The sequence below is a fragment of the Variovorax sp. GW821-FHT10D07 genome (assembly GCF_059415325.1).
In genome coordinates this window covers 258,748-279,860 of the sequence record NZ_JBWKMZ010000003.1, presented here as the reverse complement: position 1 = coordinate 279,860, position 21,113 = coordinate 258,748, and the positions used below count along the sequence as shown (strand labels likewise).

The following is a 21,113-nucleotide window of genomic DNA, read 5'->3' as shown; positions in this document are numbered from 1 at the left end:
GCCGGCTTCGCATCGATACCAAAAGATGCATAAATTTACACCATATTCATACGGCATACATGATTCGACGGGTGAATTCGATAAGAGATGGAGGAACTCGACAACAGAAGAGTCGCATCAAGGCGCGGACGTGACCCTACAGTTGCATCTATAGCCGGCCGATGGCATCTCCCCTCGTACCCAGCGACTTGTAGCGATAGGCTAAGGCTGCTTCGAGGCGGTCGCCACGAAGCGCAGGCCATCGCAGCCGTCGACAATGTTGCGCTCGCCAAGCTTGGGGGCTTGGCATCGCGAGCATCAACAAAGATGCAGGATCTATACTTCGGACTCTCGTTGGCGCGCAGGCATGCGCTCGACGGGGAGAGGTCCGGCGTAGTTCTCCCTGTAAGAGCTACACCGGAACCTACGCTGATGAGCTAAGGCAGGACGGCTAGGTTGATGTAGAGAATCCGGTCGCCGTCGAGAGAGACTCTCTCGATAGATCAAGCAATTTGGCGAAAGAACTCGTTGCTATCAACGAGTTGGCAAACGCGGGTGTAGTTCAATGGTAGAACGGCAGCTTCCCAAGCTTCATACGAGGGTTCGATTCCCTTCACCCGCTCCACACACCTGACCACGGGCCGCGCAACGCGGCCCGTCGTGCTTCTGGCAAGCACTCTTGCGCCCCCTCTCCTCCCCGCCCGACACTGTCGGCCAGCCGCCACACGAGCGGCACGCCACTGCACGAAGAGATGGAGACAAATCCCGCATGGAGAACTCGCCCACGCCCGAGCGCATGAGCCTGCCCGCGATGGAACCGCTGTCGCCCGGGCTGCGCGGACTGGTCCGCGAACTGCGCCGCGACAGCCCGAACCTCTCGACGCACATGCTCGACACGCTGCGCGGCAGCATTCCCGAATACGGCGCGCTGGGCCAGGCGCTCGCGCATGACGTCTACCGCGTGGGCCTGCGCAACGCGGAGCTCTGGTACGACGCGCTGCTGATCCGCGACAAGCCGCACGACGACGACCTGCAGTGGATCGGCCGCTTCAGCCAGCGCCGCCATGCGCAGGCACTCTCGCTGTCGGCGCTGCTGCAGGCTTACCGCACCGGCACGCGCGTCTATATGGACGCGCTGCTCGCGCACGTGCGGCCCCATCCCGCGCTGTGCGACGAGGTGCTGTTCCGCGTCTCGCCCTTCCTGCTGTACTACAGCGACCTGCTGAGCCGCACGGTGAGCGATGCCTACCTGGCCGAGCACACGCGCGAGATGCGCTGGAAGGCACAGATGCAGGCGCGGCTAGCCGCGGCGGTGTTCGATCCGACCTGGGTCGGCGCCTTCGACGACGCGGCGCAAGCGCTGGGCATCCAGGCCGACCAGCCGCACGTGGCGCTGGCGCTGCGGCCGATGCCGCTCGAACCGACCACGCCCGAGGCCGGCGAGCGGGTGCTCGAGGCAGTGGCGGCGGCGGTGCGCGAGGACCTGGGGCCGGTCGCGCTGGCGCTGCATCGCGGCCACTGGGTGGCTTGGCTGCCGGCACCTCCCGGCGAAGCAGCCGACGCCCGCGAGCGCCGCCTGCTCGCGAGCATCGAGCAGGCGATGCGGCTGCGCCCGAGCATCGAGGCGGCGGGCCTGGGGCTGCCGTCGCAGGGCGCCGCGGGCTGGCGCGGCAGTGCCGAACAGGCGCTGGCCGCGATCGAGATGGGGCAGCGCCTGCGCCGCAACGACGCCAGCTTCTGCTACTCCGAATTCGCGCTCGACACGCTGATGCGCCAGTCGACCGAGGTCTCGGCGCTGTGCAACGAGATGATCGCGGCTCTCGCGGCCGAGCCGCCGCTGCTCGAGACGCTCGAGAGCTATTTCGACCACCGGCAGAACCACAAGGCGACCGCGGCCGCGCTCGGCATCCATCGCAACACGCTGCTGCACCGGCTCGCGCACATCGAGTCGCTGCTCGGCGCGCGGCTGGACGACATGGCCTGGCTCTCGCGCATGTACCTCGCGCTGCGCCAGCGCCGCCTGGGCCGCGGCGGGACCTCGGCGCTGCACTGAGGCCATCGCGCCGAGGGCACGCGCCCTTGTGCAGATGCACAGCCCGGCAGGGCACCTTGCCAATGGCGCGCGCGGCAGCGCGTCCGTAGAGTGCGGGAGCCCGCGGATGGCCGCGCCATGTGGCGGTCCGGGCCTTCGAGAAGACACAACAGGAGACAACGACCCATGCCGATGCCCGATCGCGCGCAGGCCCCTGCGCGCCCCGACCTGCTTCACATCAGGACCACGACCTCCCGCCGGCCACGCCGCTGGCGCCTGCTCGCCGGCACGGCGTTGCTGGCCACGATGGCGGCGCTGTCCGGCTGCGGCGGCGGCGGTGGAGGCTCCAGCTTCGGCTTCGCCGGCTTCCCGCCTCCGTCGGGCCCCGGCACCGGCAACCCGCCGCCTAGCGACCCGCCGATGCTCGCGAGCATCGACAGCCAGTTGCCCGCCGACACGGCCACCACGGCGCAGCGCTGCGACTTCCTCGATCCCGCGCACTGCATGCTGCCGTTTCCCAACGACTACTACACGGTGGCCGATGCCAGCACCGACACCGGCCGCCGGCTGAACCTGCAGACGGCCTCGATGCCGCGCAGCGAGGTGGTGCGCAACAAGCCGATCGACACCACCGAATGGAACCGCAACGACGGCTTCTCGCCGGGCGCGATGATCGTGACGCGCGTGCCGGGCGTGGACCTCGCGCGCACCGGCGCGCCGGGCATCGGCGATCTGTCGGCCTCGCTCAAGGCCGACGCGCCCGTGGTGCTGATCGATGCCGACACGCTCGAGCAGAAGCTGATCTGGGTCGAGCTCGACAAGAACAACGTCAGCGCGCCCGACCGCCAGAGCCTCAACATCCGCGTGGCGAAGAACCTCGAGTGGGGCCATCGCTACATCGTGGCGATGCGCAACATGAAGGATGCCGCCGGCAAGACCATCGAGGCCGGGCCCGCGTTCCGCATCTACCGCGACCGCCACGAGAGCACGCTGGGCTTCGTGAACGATCGCCGAGCGCACATGGAGAGCATCCTCTCGACGCTGCAGCGCGCGGGCGTGACTCGTGAGCCTCTGTACCTGGCCTGGGACTTCACGGTCGGTTCGCAGCGCAGCATCACGGGCCGCATGCTCGCGATCCGCGATGCCGGCTTCGCGGCACTCACCGACAACACGCCCAGCTTCAAGGTGACGACGGTGCAGGACCTGACGCCCGCGCAGGACGCACGCATCGCGCGCCACATCGAGGGCACGCTCACGGTGCCGAGCTTCGTGGCGGCCCCCACGGCCGGCACGGCCGACATCACGCCGGTGATCGCCGCGGTGGCGCCCTACCTGGGCGGCGGCGCGCTGTCGGTGCCGGCCGTCAAGGCCGCCTTCGACACGCTGGGCGACAAGCCGCTGCCGCTGGAGACCTTCCGCTACGCCTCGGCCACGCCGGGCGTGTACGACACGCCGGTGTGGGACGGCCACTCGACGCTCACCGTGCCCTTCATCTGCAACATCCCGCGCGCGGCGCTCAACCCCGACGGCAGCATCAACCCCGCGCGCATCTCGCTGTACGGCCACGGCCTGTTCGGCAAGCCGACCGAGGTCAACGCCAGCAACGTGAAGGACATGAGCAACGAGCACAACTTCGTGTTCTGCGCGACCAACTGGTACGGCTTCTCGCAGACCGAGATCGTGCCCTCGGTGTTCGGCTTCTTCGACCTCTCGAACGCGCGCGTGCCCTTCGACACCACGCAGCAGGGCGTGCTCAACATGCTGATGCTGGGCCGCGCGATGCAAAGCGCCAAGGGCTTCGGCAGCAATGCCGCCTTCCAGATGGGCACCACGCCGCGCAGCGTGCTCGACACCAGCGAGCTGTTCTACGACGGCAACAGCCAGGGCGGCATCCTCGGCGGCATGCTGATGAGCGTGGCGCAGGACATCCACCGCGGCGTGCTCGGCGTGCCCGGCATGAACTACTCGCTGCTGCTCGAGCGCAGCGCGGACTTCCCCGAGTTCGCGACCATGGTCTATGCCGCCTATCCCGACAGCCTCGACCAGCAGTTCATCTTCTCGCTGTGGCAGACGCTGTGGGACCGCGCCGAGGCCAACGGCTATGCACAGGCGATGACCGACAAGCCGCTGCCCGGCACGCCGGCGCACAAGGTGCTGATGCACGTGGCCTTCGGCGACCACCAGGTCACGATGTGGTCGGCCGAGGTCGAGGCGCGCACCATCGGCGCCAAGCTCTATTGCCCGGCCACGGCCAGCGGCCGCCATCCCGACGCAGTGCCCTACTTCCAGCTCTCGTGCATGGACCTGGCGGCCGGCGGCTACGACGGTTCCGCGATGGTGGTGTGGGACAGCGGCCCGGGCCGCCTGCCGCCCCCGCCGCAGGACAACCTCGCGCCCACGGCCGGCAGCGATCCGCACGAGGATCCGCGCGCCACGCCGGCCGCGCGGCAGCAGAAGTCGGAGTTCCTGCGCAGCACCGGCAAGGTGGTCGACGTCTGCGGCGGCGCGCCCTGCCGCTCGGCGGCCTACGCGCTCTGAGCTCGTGGCGAGGACGCGGCGCGCTCAGGCCGCCGCCCCCTCGCGGTACGCGCCCGCGAGCTTCGCGGGCCTCGCCTCGCGCGCGAAGCTGCGCTCCATCGCTTCGCCGCCTTCGCGGTAGTCGCCCGGCGTGCCGCCGGTCCAGCGCCGGAACGCGCGATGGAAGGCGGCCACGCTCGAGAAGCCGAGGTCCGAGGCGATCGAGATCAGCGGCTCGGAACCGCGCGTGAGCCGCTCGATGGCGACGTCGCGGCGCAGCGCGTCCTTGATGTCCTGGAAGGTCGCGCCCTCGGCCTGCAGATGCCGCACGAGCGTGCGCGCCGACAGGCCGAACGCACCCGCCACGTGGGCGATGTCGCAGTCCTCGCCGAGCCGTGCCTGCAGCCAGCCGCGCACACGGTGCGCGGCGCTGTCGGCGCTCGGCGGCACGAACAGCCAGTCGAGCGGTGCGCGGTGCAGCAGGTCGCGCAGCTCGAGGCCGGAGCGGCGGCGCACCGGTCGGTCGAGGTACTTCGGGTCGAAGACCATGGCGGTCACGGGCTGCCCGAAGCGCGCGGGGCCGGGGAACATGAAGAGATAGTCGGCGGCATCGTCGGGCCGCGCGAAGCCGAAGTCGATGCGCTCGAGTTCGATGCGCGCGCCGATGATCCACGAGCACAGGCCGTGCACCAGCTTCATGTGCAGCTCCTGCACCAGGCGCGCGCTGCGGGCCTGGCGCGGATAGGCATCGATGCGGATCACGGCCTCGCGTTCGTCGCGGTGCAGGGTGAACACCGAGCCGTCGTCGAGCACGCGGTTGAACTGCATCCATCGCTTGATGGCGACCTGCAAGGTGGGCGCATCGAGCATCAGGATGCTCAGCACCTTGAGCGTGCCGCAGCGCAGCGGCCGCGCATAGAGGCCGGGCATCTCGTCGTCCATGTGCAGCGCCACGCTGCGGAACAGCTCGGCGAACTGTTCCTCGGTGACGCGGCCATGCCGCTGCGCGAGCAAGGTGGGCGAGATCGTGGCCAGGTGCAGCATGCCGTGCAGAGTCGGCGCATCGATCGGCAGTCCCGCGAGGAAATCCCTGACGTAGGAGATCGGCAAGGTGGGCCGGCCCGCGAAGGCCGTTGAAGCGGATCCCGCGGCGGAAGGCATGGGCATGGCGTGAGACATGGCGTGATTGGCAAATGAAGTTGGCGCGATCGGAGAACACGGGACCGCATGCGCTGCATAGAGTGAAGCCGACGCCGTGCGGCGAGGGCTCGATCAGGCCGTGCGCGTCGACATCATCCGTCCCACGAAAGAAGAACACCATGAGACAAACGCTCGGTTCGACGCGAACCGCGCCGCCGCTTGCGCGGCCGGCACGCATCCTTTCCCTCGGTATCGCCTGCGCGGCGCTGCTGGCCGCCTGCGGCGGCGATGGCGGCAGCGGGGGCTTCATCCCCGTCGTGCCGGCCTCGCCGCCGCCCTCGGCGCCGGCGGCGCTCGACCAGGCCTCGATCACGGTGCTGTCGTCCAAGCCGCAGTTCGTGAGCGGGGGCGATGCGCTGGTCGAGGTGAAGGCGCCCGCGGGCGCGACGGCCTCGGGACTGGAGCTCACGCTGAACGGCAAGCCGGTGACGGCCCAGTTCGCGCGCGATGCGAACGGCAGCCTGCGCGGCATGGTCAAGGGCCTGGCCACGGGCGCCAACACGCTGGCGGTGAAGGCGAGCGCCGAGGGCCGCGCGTCCTCGAATGCCGAACTGGTGCTCACCAACTACCCCGACACCGGCCCGATCCTCGCGGGCGCGCTGCTCACGCCCTACGAATGCCGCACCGTCGAATCGAACATGGGCACGCCGCTCGATGCGAACTGCTCGGCGACGCGGCGCAACGACTACTTCTACCGCACGCCGGCCGGCAGCTTCAAGCCGCTGGCCGATCCGCTCGCGCGTCCGTCCGACCTGGCGCAGACCACGACCATCGAGGGCAAGACGGTGCCCTACATCGTGCGCGTGGACTCGGGCACGGTGGGCCGCACGATCTACCGCATCGCGCTGCTCGACGATCCCACGGCCGAGACCGCGGTACCCACCGGCTACAAGCCCGCCGCGGGCTGGAACGGCCGGCTGGTGGTGAGCTTCGGCGGCGGCGCGGGCACGCAGTACAACCAGGGCGTGAACCAGGCCACCGATGCGTTGAGCGACCTGCACCTGTCGCGCGGCTTCGCCTACATGATCTCGACCGAACTCGTGAACGGCCAGCGCGGCAACGCGGTGCTGCAGGGCGAGACGCTGATGATGCTGAAGGAGCGCTTCATCGAGACCTACGGCGTGCCGCGCTGGACGGCCGGCTCAGGCGGTTCGGGCGGCGCGATCCAGCAGCTGGTGATCACGCAGATCTACCCGGGCCTGCTCGACGGCCTGCAGCCCTCGCTGACCTTCCCCGACGGCAGCCTGCACGTGGCCGACTGCCGCCTGCTGGAGAACGTCTACAAGGCCGACACCGCGACCTGGACCAATGCCAAGCGCACGGCCGTGGACGGCTTCACCAACGGCACCTGCCGCGCCTGGGACCTGAGCTTCGTCAACACCATCGTCGCGACCAACGCGGCCGGCTGCGCGCTCAAGGACGTCTCGAAGGTCTACGACCCGATCAACAACCCGACCGGCGCGCGCTGCACCACCTCCGACATGCGCACCAACATCATGGGCCGCGACCCGATCACCGGCTTCGCGCGCAGCCCGCTCGACAACGTCGGCGTGCAGTACGGGCTCGAGGCCTTCAACAAGGGGGCGATCAGCGCCGAGGAGTTCGTGACGCTCAACGAGAAGGTCGGCGGCTACGACAAGGACGGCAAGCCGGTAGCGCAGCGCACCGTGGGCGATGCGCTCGCGCTCGAGCGCGCCTACGCGAGCGGCCTGGTCAACTCGGGCGGCGGCGGCCTGGCCTTCGTGCCGATCCTGCATTCGCGCACCTACAACGACGCCTCGGGCGACATCCATTCGCACGAGCGCGACCTGGTGGTGCGCGCGCGGCTGCAGCGCGCCAACGGCCGCATCGACAACCAGGTGATCTGGGTCGGCCCGCGCACCGGCTATCCGCTGGCCGCGCTGTCGCTCGACGTGATGACGCAGTGGCTCGACGGCATCGCCGCCGACCCGGCGCCGCTGACCACCGACAAGGTGGTGGCGCACAAGCCCCGGGCCGCGGTGGACGCCTGCTTCGACGGCAGCGGCACCAAGTACGAGGAATCGCCGGCCTACGGCGCCACCGGCACCTGCGCCACGATGTACCCGCTGCATGGCGAGCCGCGCCAGCAGGCCGGCGCGCCGCTGACGAACGACATCAACAAGTGCCAGCTGAAGCCGGTGCTGGCGTCGGACTACACCCAGACCCTCACGCCCACGCAGCTCGCCCGGCTGCGGACCGTGTTCTCCAGCGGCGTGTGCGACTGGACCAAGCCGGGTGTCGGGCAGGTGCCGCTGAAGGGCACCTTCCAGAGCTACGCGGTCGCGCCGGGCTGATCGGGCCGCAGCTACGAGGCGGCGTCGATCGGGTCCGCGGGCCCGGTCAGCCGCCCTCGCCCTGCGCCGCCGCGCGCAGCACGGGGTCCGACAGCAGGCGCCCGGCCTGCTGCAGCCGCTCGAACTGGGCCTCGCTGAGACTCTGGCGCACCAGGTCGAAGTGGCACAGCGTGCCGGCCAGCCGGCCGTCGCCATGGGTCAGCGGCACGCCGTGGTAGGCGATCACCATGCCCTGGTAGGGACTGCCGTCGAGCAGCCGCTCCTCGCGCGAATCCTCGGTGCACAGGCGGCCGTCGCGCAGCACGAACTGGCAGAAGCTGCTGCCCAGCGGCACGACGGCAAGCTGTTCGGGGCGCGCCTCGCCGAGCTTGTCGACCATGTAGAGGTTGCGCAGCAGGTCGCCGTCGAGCACGAAGACCGCCGTGTAGCGGTGCGGCACCTCCGCGTTGAGGCAGCGCAGCGCCTCCTGCACGCCGCGCTGGCGAAGCACCTCGCCCAGGTCCTGGTACGGGGCGGCCGCGGCGTCTGTCGTGAGATTCATCGACGGACTGTAGCAAAAAGAATTCATTTTCAACCGCCAACCAAGGGGTCGGGCGGCGCCGGAAGCGCTTCAGGCGCGGCGTGCCGAGGCCGCGTCCTCGGCCAGCGCGGGGCCGTCGTAGGACACGCGGTAGTTGCTCAGGCCCGTGAGGTCGAGCACGGTGAGCCCGCGCTTCTCGAGCCGGATCAGCCCCAGCGCCTGCAGCCGCTGCAGCGCGACGTTCACGCGCTGGCGCGAGACGTTGGCGAGCAGGCCGATCTCGGTCTGCCCCACCTGCAGGTGGCGCGGCGCATCGGGATAGAGCTCGGGGTTGAACAGGCTCGCGAGGCAGTTGGCCACGCGCGCGTCGGTGTCGAGCAGGCGCTCGTGCGCGAGCGCGCCGATGAACAGGCTCAGCCGCGCGTTGAGCAGCTCCTGCAGGTAGTGGTTGAAGGGCACGCTGGTCTCGCGCAGCCAGTCGAAGGTGCGGCGCGGCATCAGCGCCACGCGCGTGGGCCGCAGCGCGAACACGTCGTAGCGGCGCGCCTCGTGCTTGAACAGCGAACCCTCGCCGAACCACACGCCCGCCGACACGCCCGTGAGCGTCGACACGCGGCCGTCCTCGGAGGCCACCGACATCTTCGCGAAGCCGTCGATCAGCGCCATCCAGTGCTCGACCACCTGGCCCGCGCCCGCGATGCAGGCACCGCGCGCGTACTGGCGCTCCTGCATGCCGCCCAGCACGCGCTCGAGATCGGAAGAAGAAAGACCGGCCGCCCACCGGGAGCGCCGCACCATGCCTTCGAGGCACGCCGCGGGCTGCGGGGTATCAGGGATTACCTGTAGCAATTCACGCCTCATCTGTCGTCGCAACGACCGTGGTGCCGCGTGCCGCTCCTTAATCTTTGTGGAGATCGACACCAACACAGGAGACATCATGTTCGCCATCCCCCACGCACCGCGCAAGCGGGTTTCTCCGTGGCCGGCCCTTCGCGCCGGCTCCGTCGCGGCACTGGCCATCGCCGCGGCCGCGCTGCTCGCCAGTTGCGGTGGCAGCTCGGACAGCGGCGCGGTGTTCCTGCCGGTCGCGCCGCCACCGCCCGCGCCGCCGCCCGCCCCGGCCGCCTTCGACGTGCGCACGCTGTCGTCCAGGCCCGAGATGGTGAGCGGCGGCGACACGCTGCTCGAGGTGCGCGCGCCCGAGGGCGTGGCCACCGACAAGGTGCGCGTGAGCCTCAACGGCAAGGACGTGAGCGCGCAACTGAGCACGCGCGATACCGCCACGCGCACGCTGCGCGGCCTGGTCACGGGCCTCGCCGAAGACCCGGCCTCGGCCACCGGCAAGGAGAACCTGATCGTCGTGACCAACGCCGACAAGCCCAAGCAGCGCACCGAGCTCAAGCTGGTCAACTACCCGATCACCGGCCCGATCCTCTCGGGCCCGCACATCACGCCCTACGAATGCCGCACGGTGCAGAACGGCCTGGGCGTGGCGCTCGACGCCAACTGCTCGGCCACCACGCAGGTGGTCTGGTACTACCGCAGCAAGGCCGGCAGTTTCAAGCCGCTGGCCGACCCGACCGGCACGCGCCCGGCCGACCTGGCCGACACCACCACCAACGACGGCGTCACCGTGCCCTACATCGTGCGCGTGGAGTCGGGCACCATCAACCGTGGCGTGTACCGCCTCGCGGTGCTCGACAACCCGGCGAAGGACGCGCCCGCCACCTGGAAGCCCGGCAAGGGCTGGAACAGGAAGCTGGTGCCCTACTTCGACTGCTGCGGCTCGGCCCAATACAACCAGGGCGTGCACCCGATCGAGTCGATCCTCGACCCGATCGCCGACATCTACCTGTCGCGCGGCTTCGCCTTCTTCAACTCGACCGAGCTGTGGAACAACCAGCACGCGAACCCGCACCTACAGGGCGAGACGCTGATGATGATCAAGGAGCACGTGATCGAGGAATTCGGCGAGGTGCCGAAGTGGACCGCGGGCATCGGCGGCTCGGGCGGCGCGATCCAGCAGTACCTGATCGCGCAGCTCTACCCGGGCCTGCTCGACGGCATCCAGCCGATCGTCTCGTTCCCCGAGACGCTGATGCCCGAGGTGATGGAGTGCCGGCTGCTCAACAACGTCTACGGACTCGACATGGCGACCTGGACGCCGGCCAAGCAGGTCGCGGTCAATGGCTTCAACCAGGGCACCTGTGGGGCCTGGGACGCGTCTTTCGCAAGCATCATCAAGTCCGACAACGCGGTGGGCTGCGGCTTCCTCGAGCCCGGCAATGCCGCCAACGTGTTCAACCGCGCGACCAACCCGAACGGCGTGCGCTGCGACCTGTTCCAGACCAACGTCAACCTGCTGGGCAAGCGTCCCGGCACGCAGGAAGCGCGCCGCCCGATCGACAACATCGGCGTGCAGTACGGCCTGGCCGCGCTCAACAAGGGCACGATCTCGGTGAAGGAGTTCCTCGACCTCAACGAGAAGGTCGGCGGCTACGACCGCGACGGCAACGTTCAGGCGGCACGCTCGCAGGCCGATGCCGGGGCGCTCGAGGCGACCTATTCGGGCGGCTTCAAGAACAGCTTCACCGGCCCGGGCCTCGCGAACATCCCGATCATCACGCAGCGCGGCAATGCCGATGCGACCGGCGACATCCACGACACGCTGCAGGACCTGATCATCCGCGCGCGGCTGCAGCGCGCCAACGGCCGCAGCGACAACCAGATCATCTGGACGCTGGGCTCGTCGACCTCGATCCTCAGCTACGTGGGCGATTCCATCGACCTGATGAACAAGTGGCTCGACAACATGGCGGCCGACAGCGCCGCGGCCTCGACCGACAAGGTGGTGCGCAACAAGCCCCCGGGCGCCAACGACGCCTGCTGGGACAAGAGCAACAAGCGCATCGACGAGGTCGCGTCGCAAGACCCGGCCGCGAAGTGCAACGTGGTCTATCCGCGCTTCAGCACGCCGCGCATCGTGGCCGGTTCGCCGCTCGTGAACGACGTGCTCAAGTGCCAGCTCAAGCCGGTCGCGATGGCCGACTACACGGCGACCTTCAGCGGTGCCGAGGAGACGCGGCTCAAGACCATCTTCCCGGCCGGCGTGTGCGACTGGAGCAAGCCGGGCGCGGGGCAGCAGCCGCTGAAGGGAAGCTACCTGCGCCTGCCGCTGGGCTGAGGGTTGGGTGATGGGGATTTCGGGGCTCTTCGGAGCCCCTTTTTCGTGGTGCGGCCCGAAGCTTTCGCGCGATAGGAAATCCCCATCCGCGACGGGTTCGGGCAAGGACTTTTAACTGTACGTCCATACAGCACTCCTCTAGAATGCATCGTCTCCAAGAACAACTTCGAGGCGACCGCATGACCACCGCCAATCCGCCCGCAGCCGCTGCGCGCATCCTCTTCTTCTCACGCCCCACGCAGCCGCAGCCCGCCCCGCGGCTGCGTGCCACGGGACGCCTCTCGACCTGGCCGTTCCGCGTGCTGCGGCACAACGAACAGGGCGATCCGCACGACATCAAGGCGCAGGCTGCGCGGGTGTTGCGGACGACGGCGCAGCAGTGGTGGCCGAAGGTGGACTGAATCACTCATCGTTCGAAAGTGCCAGATGACATTCGACATGACCCAGGATCACGCAACGAGCGACAACCGACTGCTGGTCGGACTGTTTCCGAACGGAGCCGTGTCAACGGCCATCGAATTGCACCGCAGGCAATGGTGGTGGCCGAAGGGCTGCCACTTTCCGCCGCTGAGCCGATTGCATCTCACGTTGGGCTATCTCGACGAGCACGAAGAGCGCTGCGAGGAACGACTGCTCGAGGCACTGTCGCAAGTGCGGATGAAGGCATTCGGTCTGATGCTCGATCAGTCCGGCACATGGTCCAACGGTGTCTCCGTGATTCAGCCTGCTCCACACGGACAGTTGTTCGAATTGCGAGAAAGAATCTGGTCGGCTCTCCAACAGGCGGACCTGATGGATCTCGCCAAGACCTCGGGATGGAAACCCCACATCACGATCGCCCGCGCTTCCGAACGCGCCGCCTGCCCGACGATGTCGCCCATTCCATGGGCCGTGAGCGAAATCCGCGTCGTCCGCTCGCACTTCACGACACCGTTCCGTCACGAGCACCTGGCATCGATCTCCGCACGCCACGGGCTGCGCCGCCTGACTGCTTCACTCCACTGAACCGGCAACCATCGCGACGGCCCCGCAGGCCTCACACCAGCAAGTCCTGCACGTCCTCATCGAACCCCGCCATCGGCTGCGCCTTCGCGAGCGCGAGCCACACCGCGAACGGAATCCGCTCGAAGCTGCGATGCACCGCGGCACGCGCGACCACGAGGCGTTCGCCCTCGAGCACCATCACGCCGCATTCGGCCGGCACCTCCTCGGGCGTGGCGATGCAGCGGCCGCGCGCGTCGTTGCCCAGCACGTACCAGCACTCGCCGCCGAGGTCGAGGTAGGCCGCGCGCTTGTCGGGCTTGCGCAGGTCGCCCAGCAGGTCGGCGCGGCTCACCTTCACCTCGTGCACGATCGGGTGCGCATAGGCCTCGACGCTGGTGTTGCGGATCGAGAAGACATCGGGCCTGGCCATGCACCAGCGTGCCTTGCCGCCCTCTTCCGCCGGCGGCAGCTTCGCGCGCAGGCTCAGGCCGCGCCAGGCGATGCGGCCGCCGCGCGTCATCTCGCGCGCCACGCGTTCCACCAGCGCCTCGTGCGGCGACAGCGCGGCGCGGTTGATCGTGAGCGTGGTGGCGATGCGCGCGAGGCCGGCATCGGTCACGCGCAGGGTCTCGTGGCCCTGCGCCGACCGCACGCGCTCGAGGAAGCCGCCCGCGAGCAGCTCGACCTCGATCGCGTCGCAGCAGGGCCAGCCGGCCGATCGGTACATCTCGCGCAGGCGCCGCGCATGCAACTTGCCGAAGGGCACGCCGCCCGACGCCGATGCGATGGCCAGCGAGGCCGCGAGCGACACCGCGGTCTGCATCGGCGGTTCCTGCACCGGCGGCGGAAAGCCGGGGTCGGTCACCGGCGGCATCGCGGGCGGCGGGTCGCCCTCGGGCAATGGCCCCGGCGGCATGACGGGCGGTGGCGGCACCACGGGCACGTCGGGCGCGGGTGGCGGCGGGCCGATGGGCATATCGACGATGGGATCGAGGGCGAGTGCGGACATGGTGAGGAACAGGTTAGCGAAATCCGGTGGATGAGGCGAGGACTCGAACGAACGGTTGCGATCGGTTGCACAGACGGACAGAACGCGCGGAGGCCGTCATCGCGTCAGTGGAAATCCCGGCTGCTGTTGCTCTGCGCGAGCCGGCCCATCAGCGGCGTCAGGTCCTTGAAGCCGGTGGCGATCAGGTGCTGCACCTTGCCGCCGCTGTCGTCGTCGCGCTGCCAGGTGCCCTGCACCGCGAGCAGGTGCGATTTCAGCAGCGGCTCGCGCCAGGCCTCGATCACGTGGTTCCAGACGATCACGTTGACGTTGCCGGTCTCGTCCTCGAGCGTGACGAAGATGGTGCCGTTGGCGGTCTGCGGCCGCTGCCGGCCCTTGACGATGCCGCAGGCGCGCACCACGCGGCCGCTGGGCATGCCGCGCAGCTGCTCGGCGCTCAGCAGGTTCATGCGCGCCAGCCGCGGGCGCAGCAGCGCGAGCGGATGGCGCCGCAGCGTGAGGCGCATCGACGCATAGTCGCCGACGATCTCCTCGCCCTCGGGCGCCGCGGGCAGCGCCAGCGCCTCCTCGTGGATCGGCACGCCCTTGAGCAGCCCCGGCGCGCGCCGCTGCGCCGTCGCATCCCACATCTGCTGGCGCCGATGGCCCGACAGCGAGATCAGCGCATCGGCCGCGGCCAGCGCCGCCATGTCCTTGCCGTCGAGCTCGGCGCGCAGCGCGAGGTCTTCGGTGCTGGTGAAGGGCGACTGCGCGCGGGCCTCGAGCAGGCGCTTCGCGCCGCCCTTGCTGAGGCTCGCGATGCGGTTCAGGCCCAGGCGCACCGCGGGCTGGTCGTCATGGCCCAGGCGCTCGGCATAGCGTGCGTCGGTGCCCGGCGGCACGCGCGGCGCATCGGCCGCGCGCGGCTCGAGCGTGGTGTCGATCTCGCTGCAGGTCACGTCGACCGGCCGCACCTCCACGCCATGCCGGCGCGCGTCCTGCACCAGCTGCGAGGGGCTGTAGAAGCCCATCGGCTGCGAGTCGAGCAAGGCGGCGAGGAAGCAGGCGGGCTCGTGGCACTTGAGCCAGCTGCTGACCGTGACCAGCAGCGCGAAGCTGGCGGCGTGGCTTTCGGGGAAGCCGTAGTCGCCGAAGCCAAGGATCTGCTTGAAGATGGCTTCGGCGAACTCGGCCTTGTATCCGTTTCCAGTCATGCCCTGCACGAGCTTGTCATGGAAGCCCTCGAGTCCCCCTTTGCGCTTCCACGCGGCCATGGCACGGCGCAACTGGTCGGCTTCGTCGGCGGAGAAGTCGGCCGCGATCATCGCGATCTGCATCACCTGTTCCTGGAAGATCGGGATGCCCAGCGTGCGCTCCAGCGCGGGCCTGAGCGCCTCTTTCTCGTAGACGATGGGCAGACCTTTGGCGACGCGTTCACGTTGCTTGAGGTACGGATGCACCATGCCCCCCTGGATCGGCCCGGGCCGTACGATCGCGACCTCGATCACCAGGTCTTCGTAAGTGCGCGGCTTCAGGCGCGGCAGCATCGACATCTGCGCGCGGCTCTCGATCTGGAACACGCCCACGGTGTCGGCGTCGCAGATCATGTTGAAGACGTCCGGGTCGTCGTTCGGGACCTGATGCATCTGCGTGGAACAGCCCCGCCAGCGGTTCATGTGGTCGAGCCCCCGCCTGATCGCGCTGAGCATGCCCAGCGCGAGCACGTCGACCTTGAGCATGCCCATCGCCTCGAGGTCATCCTTCTCCCACTGGATCACCGAGCGATCCTTCATCGAGGCTTTCTCGACCGGCACCAGCCGCGTGAGCTTGGTGTGCGTCAGCACGAAACCGCCGACGTGCTGGCTCAGATGGCGCGGAAAGCCTCGCAGGCGCCGCGTCATCTCTATCCACTGCACGAGCTTCAACTCGTCTTCCTGCACACCCACGCGCGCGCAGGCGGCATTCAACTGTTCGCCGAGCACGGTCTCATCGAACCAGTAGTGGTCCTTGGCGAATTCGTCGACCAGCCGTTCGTCGATGCCGATGGCCTTGCCCACATCGCGCAGCGCGCTGCGTGCGCGGTAGCAGATGACGACAGCGGCGATGGCGGCGCGCTCGCGGCCGTACTTCTCGTAGATGTACTGGATGACTTCCTCGCGCCGCTGGTGCTCGAAGTCGACATCGATGTCGGGCGGCTCGTTGCGGTGCCGGCTCAGGAAGCGCTCGAACAGCAGCGTGCCCTTTTCGGGGTTGATCGCGGTGATGCCGAGGCAGAAGCACACCGCGGAGTTGGCTGACGAGCCGCGGCCCTGGCAGAGGATCTCCTGCGACTTCGCGAACTTCACGATGTCTTCCACCGTGAGGAAGAACATCTCGTACTCCAGCTCGATGATCAGTGCCAGCTCTTTTTCGACCTGCTCACGCACCTTGTCCGGAACGCCATCGGGATAGCGCAGCGCGGCGCCTTCCCAGGTCTTGCGCCTCAGCGTTTGAACGGGCGTTTCGCTGGAGCCCAGGGTCTCGAGCGGGTACTTGTAGTTGTCCCTGATCACTCCCGGATCGAAGCGGCACCGCCCCGCCACCACCAGCGTGTTCGCCAGCATGTCCCGCAGATAAATCTCCGCCAGCCGCATGCGTTGCCTCAGGTGCCGCTCGGCATTCGACTGCAGCGCAAAGCCGCACTCGGCCACGGGCCTGCCTACGCGCACGGCCGTCAGCACGTCATGCAACGGCTTGCACGACCGCGCATGCATGTGCACGTCGCCAGCAGCCACCAGCGGCACGCCGGCCTGCTCGCTCGCCTGGATCAGCCCGACGAACCACAGGTCATCGTCGAGCTCGTTGAACAGCTCCAGTGCCAGCCAGAGGTTGTCGGCATAGAGCGCCTTCGCGGCCATCAGGTCTTCATGCAGCGTGGCCGCATCCAGGTCCTTGCCGGGATAACGGTGCGGCACGAACAGGATCTGGCAATGCTGCAGCGATGCCACGTCGCTCTCTTCCCAGCTCACGCGGTACTCGCCCTTGGGCAGTTCGGTGTTGCGCGCGGCGGTGATGAATTCGCAGAGATTGCCCCAGCCTTCGGTGTCGTTCGCGATCACCACGAGCTTGAAGCGCTCGAAGTGGAACTCGCTGCCGTACAGCAACCGGAAATCGGGGTTGCGCGGGATCGGCGGCTCTTCGGGATGCTTCTTCTCGTACTCGGTGAGCTTGCGCTCCATGTCGCGCAGGCAGACGAAGGCCCGCACGATGCCGGCCACCGAGCATTCATCGGTGATGGCCAATGCCGAATAGCCGAGCTGATAGGCCCGGTCCACCACCTCCTCGGGCGTCGACGCCCCGCGCTGGAAGCTGAAGTTCGTGAGGCAGTGCAGCTCGGCATAGCCCGGCAGCGCCGATACCGGCGCGGTTCTCGAGGGCGCCGGCAGCGCATGCACCTTCGCCGGCTGGCGATTGCGCATCTGCCTGTCGCTGAGTTCAGGCATAGAACCCCTGCAGGTACCAGCGCACCTCGCCCGCGGAAAAGCGCGCCAGGGGCCGCTCGCGGAAGATCCACAGCAAGCCGGCCTCGGCGCTTTCGGCCACGTAGTAGTCGCGCATCGCGGGCTGACCGCCATCCTCCTTGCCGCCCCACCAGCCCGCCTCGACGCGCTGCGGTCCGATCAGCCTGCTCAGCGGACCGCCATAGCAGGGGCGTTCGCCGTCCATCTCGAGCAACAGGGGCTGGGGCAGCAGCCAGGGCGGATAGATGGCATCGGGCTGGGAAGCCTCGGCCTGCGCTTCCTTGCGGGCCTTGGGCGGCGCGGCGCGGTCAGGCTGCACGGTGCGCAGCGCCGGCTGCCAGGCTTGCGTGTGTCCCGCACGATGATCCGCCCGCGCCCGCGGCACCAGCACCTGCATCGCCCCCAGCCGCACGCTCAGCCGCTCGACCATCTCGTGCAACTTGTCCCCCTTGCGGTTGTCCTCCGGCAGAAAACTCGTGCTCGCCCCGGCCCACGGATCGGTCTCGAGCGAGCGCAGCTTGAGCCAGCTCGCGGGCGCGGCGAGCGTGGCCAGGGCGAGCTTTTCGGACAGCAGGCGGCGCAGGTGCGCGAGGTCCTGCGTGGGCTCGGCGGTGCGCACCGCGATCTGCTGGGTCGGCGGCAGGTTCACGCCGTTGAAGCGCTTGAGGTCGAGCGTCCATTCCAGCTCGAGCGCGCGCGCGCCGCGCTGGCGTGCGCGCAGCCAGATCTGCAGCGCCGACAACAACCGGTTGGCCGACCACATCAGCTCGGGCGCGGTCTCGGCCAGCGCGGGCAGCTCGAGCTTCTGCTCGAACACGTCGGGCAGCGTGAGCCAGGCATGGCTTTCGGGGCGCAGGCCCCAGGCGATGTCGAGCGCGGCACGCAGCTCGGCACCGAAGCGCCGCGAGAGCCCGCCGCGCGGCAGCGCCGCCACCTCGCCCCAGCTGCGGCAACCCAGCCGCGCGAGCGCATCGAGGTGCTCGCGCGCGGCGCTCAGGGTGTCGAGCGGCAGGCCGGCGGGAATCTCGGGCGGCCGCTTCTCCTCGCGCACGAACAGCCGCAGCCGCGCCAGCGCCTCGAGGCTGGTGGCGCCCTGCGCGCCGCGCAGCACGGCGGCGGCAGGCACGGGGTTTTCGTTGAGCAACTGACGCATCAGCGAGGAACGCCCGCCCCACAGGCGCTCGCAGGCCGAGACCTCGAGCATCAGCGCCTCGTCGAGCCAGCAGACGTGCGGCGTGTAGCGCAGCGCCCACCAGCCCAGCGCCTCGGGGGTGGGCATGGCATCGGCGGCGGCCGCGGCGGCACCGGCCTCGGCCTGCGCCTCAAGCGACCACTGCAAGGCGATCCAGTGCATTGGCGCCTCCTGCCTTCCATGCGTCGATGCGCACCACGTTGGCGGCCGGCGGTGCGTCGACGACCGCCTCCACCGCAACCACGCCCTGCTGCTGCGCGCGCAGCTTGCGCCGCAGCCGCGCGGCCGCGAGCAGCGCCGCCATGCGTTCGCCGCGCGCCGGCAGCAGCACCGGCGCGGCCAGCGGCGGGCCGCGGCGCTTGAGGATGTGCAGCTCGATCTGCGCCGGGTCGGCCTCGCAGCGCGCGATGCGCAGCCGCAGCCGCGCGGGCGAGGCCGACTGCGCCACCGACTCGGGCCGGCAGACGAACAGCAGCGCCTCGTGCTGCGCGGCCGCGAGCTGCAGCCGCCGCAGCTCGCCCACGCGCGCCTGCGGCAACCAGGCCAGCACGGCGCCCACCTCGGCGCAGCGCAGCGCCTGCTCGCAGGCCCACAGCCGCGCAGCCGCGGCCTCGCTGCGCACCCACATCAGCGCCTCGGGCCGCAGGCCATGGGCCGCGAGCGAGGCGCCGAAGGGTTCGCGCGGCGGACCGATCAGCACCACGGGGCCGCCGCGCGCCGCCACCGACTGCACCAGCGCGGGCAGCAGCAGCCGCCAGACATGGTCCTCGGGCGCGGCCTGCAGCAGCTCGCTCATGGCGCCGACCGGCCAGCCTCCCCCCGGCAGCTGCGCGTCGAGCGCGGCATGGCCGGTGCCGACGACCTGCGCGTCGGCGCTGCCGAGCTCGTCGGCATGCCAGACGCCGCGGCCGGCGGCGGGAGAGAGGGAGGCGAGGGAAGGAAGGCCCATGATGGAACTGTTAACTGTATTTTTATCCAGTATTTCCAGGGTTCGCAATCGGGGCGGCAAATTTCTTTGCGGGGCACTCCCTCCCATTCCAACCACTCATGCGTTGGCGCCAAGATCTCGTTTGAAGCCCCGCGCCGAAGCCGCTTCAATGAGGCCACGAAGAATGGTCCTCGTGGCCGCGGCGGATGGGCCGCCGCGGCCAGCAGCGGGCCATGTCCCAGGAGCCCCAGGAATGCACGCCACCCTTTCCCATTCCCCACCCGCCGGCTCGGCCATCGCCGCGGCGGCGCTGCCCGCCAGCGGCGACATCGAGGCGGGCCTCAACTATCTGCGGCCGACCGCGCTGCGGCCCTACAGCTACGCCTTCACGCCGCCGCCCGGCCTGCCCTGGGAAAGCGGCGAGTACGAGCGGATCGCGATGCCGATCGCCGATGCCCGCGGCCGGCCGACCCATATCGAGCGCGAGGGCTTCGAGCTGCGCGAGGCGCCCACGGCGGTCGCCGACTTCCTCGACGATGCCGAGGTCCGGGCCGTCTACTACCCCGAGCTGGCCGCGCTCGCGCTCGCGGTCACCGGCGGCGCGCGCGCCCACGTGTTCGACCACCTGGTGCGACAGCGCGAGCCCGAGCGCACCGCGCTGAACTTCGGCCGCGGCAAGACCGACGGCAAGGCCGCCGCCAACGGCCGCATCCACAACGACTACACCGAGGAATCGGGCCGTCGCCGGCTGGCCCTGGTGCTCGCGAGCGCGGCCGAGGCCGCGGCCGTGCGGCGCTACTGCATCGTCAACATCTGGCGCTCGATCGCCGGTCCGGTGCTCGACACCCCGCTGGCCGTCTGCGATGCACGCACGGTGATGGCGCGCGACCTGGTGAATGCCGAGGTGCGCTATCCGAAGCGCACCGGCGAGATCTACCTCGCCACCCATGCCGCCACCCACCGCTGGTCGTACTTCTCGCGCATGGACCGGCACGAGGCGCTGGTGTTCAAGCAGTACGACGCGCAGCTCGGCGGCGTCGCGCGCTTCACGCCGCACGCGGCCTTCGACCATCCGCGGGCGCCGGCCGATGCCCCGCTGCGCGAGAGCATCGAGGCGCGCTGCCTGGTGGTGTTCGAGTGAGAAAGGCCATGGCCATGAACGCACCCACGCTCGATTTCTGGTTCGACTTCGGCAGCAACTACAGCTACCTCAGCGCGATGCGCATCGAGGAAGCCGCCGCCGCGCACGGCGTCGCGCTGCGCTGGCAGCCCTTCCTGCTCGGGCCGGTGTTCCGCGCGCTGGGCTGGGAGACCTCGCCTTTCGTGCTGCAGAAGGAAAAGGGCGACTACGTCTGGAAGGACATGGTGCGCCAGTGCAGAAAATACGGCCTGCCCTGGCAGCGGCCCAGCAATTTCCCGCGGGCCGCCGTGCTGCCGCTGCGCATCGCGCTGGCCGGCGCCGGCCAGCCGTGGATCGGCGAGTTCTGCCGCCGCACGATGCGGCTGAACTTCGCCGAGGACCGCGACATCGACGCGCCCGAGACCATGGCCCGGCTGCTCGCCGGCATGGACCTGCCCGCGCACCGCGTGATCGACGAGGCGCTGTCGGACGCCAACAAGCTGCGCCTGCGCCGCCAGACCGAGACCGCGATGGAGAAAGGCATCTTCGGCGCGCCCACCTTCTTCGTGGGCGAGGAGATGTTCTGGGGCAACGACCGGCTCGACGATGCGCTGGCGTTCGCCCGCGCGCAGGCCGGCGCCTGAACCCACGGGC

15 protein-coding genes and 1 tRNA gene are annotated in these 21,113 nt (G+C 69.5%); 9 read left to right on the top strand and 7 right to left on the bottom strand.

Features of this window, described 5'->3' with window-relative positions; genetic code table 11:
- Nucleotides 1-530 precede the first annotated feature (530 nt).
- The 3 genes from AC07PU_RS11675 (at nt 531) to AC07PU_RS11665 (ending at nt 4,549) form a co-directional block, all read left to right on the top strand.
- A tRNA-Gly gene (locus tag AC07PU_RS11675) sits at nt 531-604 on the top strand.
- 144 nt (nt 605-748) lie between these two features.
- Nucleotides 749-2,032: a PucR family transcriptional regulator gene (locus tag AC07PU_RS11670; protein ID WP_093344594.1), complete on the top strand. Its 1,284-nt coding sequence runs from the start codon at nt 749-751 to the stop codon at nt 2,030-2,032.
- Between the two features lie 165 nt (nt 2,033-2,197).
- Entirely contained in the window at nt 2,198-4,549 is a 2,352-nt protein-coding gene (locus AC07PU_RS11665; RefSeq protein ID WP_495317620.1) for a hypothetical protein, read from the top strand.
- A gap of 24 nt (nt 4,550-4,573) precedes the next feature.
- Here AC07PU_RS11665 and AC07PU_RS11660 read toward each other — a convergent pair whose 3' ends face one another.
- Nucleotides 4,574-5,695: an AraC family transcriptional regulator gene (locus AC07PU_RS11660; protein WP_495317618.1), complete on the bottom strand. Its 1,122-nt coding sequence runs from the start codon at nt 5,693-5,695 to the stop codon at nt 4,574-4,576.
- Nucleotides 5,696-5,847: 152 nt separating this feature from the next.
- Here AC07PU_RS11660 and AC07PU_RS11655 point away from each other — a divergent pair, with 152 nt between their 5' ends.
- Nucleotides 5,848-8,043 carry a DUF6351 family protein gene (locus tag AC07PU_RS11655; protein ID WP_495317616.1) on the top strand — a complete coding sequence of 732 codons (2,196 nt, stop codon included), beginning with the start codon at nt 5,848-5,850 and terminating at the stop codon, nt 8,041-8,043.
- A 46-nt stretch (nt 8,044-8,089) separates the two neighbouring features.
- Here the strand turns inward: AC07PU_RS11655 and AC07PU_RS11650 are convergent, their stop codons facing one another.
- Both AC07PU_RS11650 and AC07PU_RS11645 read right to left on the bottom strand, forming a co-directional pair.
- Nucleotides 8,090-8,584 carry a guanylate cyclase gene (locus tag AC07PU_RS11650; RefSeq protein WP_398493777.1) on the bottom strand — a complete coding sequence of 165 codons (495 nt, stop codon included), beginning with the start codon at nt 8,582-8,584 and terminating at the stop codon, nt 8,090-8,092.
- Nucleotides 8,585-8,653: 69 nt separating this feature from the next.
- Complete coding sequence (locus AC07PU_RS11645) at nt 8,654-9,361, bottom strand: Crp/Fnr family transcriptional regulator (protein WP_281078366.1); 708 nt, start codon at nt 9,359-9,361, stop codon at nt 8,654-8,656.
- 139 nt (nt 9,362-9,500) lie between these two features.
- On the opposite strand from AC07PU_RS11645, the gene AC07PU_RS11640 reads away from it, so the two are divergent.
- The 3 genes from AC07PU_RS11640 (at nt 9,501) to AC07PU_RS11630 (ending at nt 12,752) form a co-directional block, all read left to right on the top strand.
- Nucleotides 9,501-11,747 (top strand): DUF6351 family protein, encoded by a 2,247-nt coding sequence (locus AC07PU_RS11640; RefSeq protein WP_495317613.1) that lies wholly within the window; start codon nt 9,501-9,503, stop codon nt 11,745-11,747.
- A 179-nt stretch (nt 11,748-11,926) separates the two neighbouring features.
- Nucleotides 11,927-12,148, top strand: coding sequence for a hypothetical protein (locus tag AC07PU_RS11635; RefSeq protein ID WP_296781998.1), 222 nt, complete (start codon nt 11,927-11,929; stop codon nt 12,146-12,148).
- Nucleotides 12,149-12,173: 25 nt separating this feature from the next.
- The gene (locus tag AC07PU_RS11630; RefSeq protein ID WP_431509296.1) at nt 12,174-12,752 is read left to right on the top strand and encodes a 2'-5' RNA ligase family protein; all 579 of its coding nucleotides are present in this window, start codon (nt 12,174-12,176) and stop codon (nt 12,750-12,752) included.
- Between the two features lie 31 nt (nt 12,753-12,783).
- Here the strand turns inward: AC07PU_RS11630 and AC07PU_RS11625 are convergent, their stop codons facing one another.
- The 4 genes from AC07PU_RS11625 to imuA all read right to left on the bottom strand — a co-directional run bounded on the left by AC07PU_RS11625 (nt 12,784) and on the right by imuA (nt 19,360).
- A complete protein-coding gene (locus tag AC07PU_RS11625) occupies nt 12,784-13,740 on the bottom strand; it encodes a hypothetical protein (RefSeq protein ID WP_495317610.1) in 957 nt (318 codons plus the stop codon).
- Between the two features lie 104 nt (nt 13,741-13,844).
- Nucleotides 13,845-17,201 (bottom strand): error-prone DNA polymerase, encoded by a 3,357-nt coding sequence (locus tag AC07PU_RS11620; protein WP_495317608.1) that lies wholly within the window; start codon nt 17,199-17,201, stop codon nt 13,845-13,847.
- Nucleotides 17,194-18,573: a Y-family DNA polymerase gene (locus tag AC07PU_RS11615; protein WP_495317606.1), complete on the bottom strand. Its 1,380-nt coding sequence runs from the start codon at nt 18,571-18,573 to the stop codon at nt 17,194-17,196. The genes AC07PU_RS11620 and AC07PU_RS11615 overlap by 8 nt, the downstream gene beginning before the upstream one ends.
- Nucleotides 18,542-19,360, bottom strand: a complete 819-nt coding sequence (gene imuA / locus AC07PU_RS11610) for a translesion DNA synthesis-associated protein ImuA (RefSeq protein WP_495317604.1) — start codon at nt 19,358-19,360, stop codon at nt 18,542-18,544. Before imuA ends, AC07PU_RS11615 begins: the two co-directional genes overlap by 32 nt.
- Nucleotides 19,361-19,592: 232 nt before the next feature.
- Between imuA and AC07PU_RS11605 the strand changes: the two genes are divergently transcribed.
- Nucleotides 19,593-20,480, top strand: coding sequence for a CmcJ/NvfI family oxidoreductase (locus AC07PU_RS11605; RefSeq protein ID WP_495317602.1), 888 nt, complete (start codon nt 19,593-19,595; stop codon nt 20,478-20,480).
- Between the two features lie 14 nt (nt 20,481-20,494).
- Entirely contained in the window at nt 20,495-21,103 is a 609-nt protein-coding gene (locus AC07PU_RS11600) for a 2-hydroxychromene-2-carboxylate isomerase (protein ID WP_495317599.1), read from the top strand.
- Nucleotides 21,104-21,113: the final 10 nt, after the last annotated feature.

Excerpts from the sequence above, each read along its gene's own strand:
- AC07PU_RS11615 (WP_495317606.1), bottom strand. The coding sequence starts at position 18,573 with ATGCACTGGATCGCCTTGCAGTGGTCGCTTGAGGCGCAGGCCGAGGCC.
- AC07PU_RS11600 (WP_495317599.1), top strand. The coding sequence starts at position 20,495 with ATGAACGCACCCACGCTCGATTTCTGGTTCGACTTCGGCAGCAACTAC.
- AC07PU_RS11665 (WP_495317620.1), top strand. The coding sequence starts at position 2,198 with ATGCCGATGCCCGATCGCGCGCAGGCCCCTGCGCGCCCCGACCTGCTT.
- AC07PU_RS11605 (WP_495317602.1), top strand. The coding sequence starts at position 19,593 with ATGCACGCCACCCTTTCCCATTCCCCACCCGCCGGCTCGGCCATCGCC.
- AC07PU_RS11630 (WP_431509296.1), top strand. The coding sequence starts at position 12,174 with ATGACATTCGACATGACCCAGGATCACGCAACGAGCGACAACCGACTG.
- AC07PU_RS11635 (WP_296781998.1), top strand. The coding sequence starts at position 11,927 with ATGACCACCGCCAATCCGCCCGCAGCCGCTGCGCGCATCCTCTTCTTC.
- AC07PU_RS11655 (WP_495317616.1), top strand. The coding sequence starts at position 5,848 with ATGAGACAAACGCTCGGTTCGACGCGAACCGCGCCGCCGCTTGCGCGG.
- imuA (WP_495317604.1), bottom strand. The coding sequence starts at position 19,360 with ATGGGCCTTCCTTCCCTCGCCTCCCTCTCTCCCGCCGCCGGCCGCGGC.
- AC07PU_RS11670 (WP_093344594.1), top strand. The coding sequence starts at position 749 with ATGGAGAACTCGCCCACGCCCGAGCGCATGAGCCTGCCCGCGATGGAA.
- AC07PU_RS11625 (WP_495317610.1), bottom strand. The coding sequence starts at position 13,740 with ATGTCCGCACTCGCCCTCGATCCCATCGTCGATATGCCCATCGGCCCG.
- AC07PU_RS11640 (WP_495317613.1), top strand. The coding sequence starts at position 9,501 with ATGTTCGCCATCCCCCACGCACCGCGCAAGCGGGTTTCTCCGTGGCCG.
- AC07PU_RS11650 (WP_398493777.1), bottom strand. The coding sequence starts at position 8,584 with ATGAATCTCACGACAGACGCCGCGGCCGCCCCGTACCAGGACCTGGGC.
- AC07PU_RS11660 (WP_495317618.1), bottom strand. The coding sequence starts at position 5,695 with ATGCCCATGCCTTCCGCCGCGGGATCCGCTTCAACGGCCTTCGCGGGC.
- AC07PU_RS11645 (WP_281078366.1), bottom strand. The coding sequence starts at position 9,361 with ATGGTGCGGCGCTCCCGGTGGGCGGCCGGTCTTTCTTCTTCCGATCTC.
- AC07PU_RS11620 (WP_495317608.1), bottom strand. The coding sequence starts at position 17,201 with ATGCCTGAACTCAGCGACAGGCAGATGCGCAATCGCCAGCCGGCGAAG.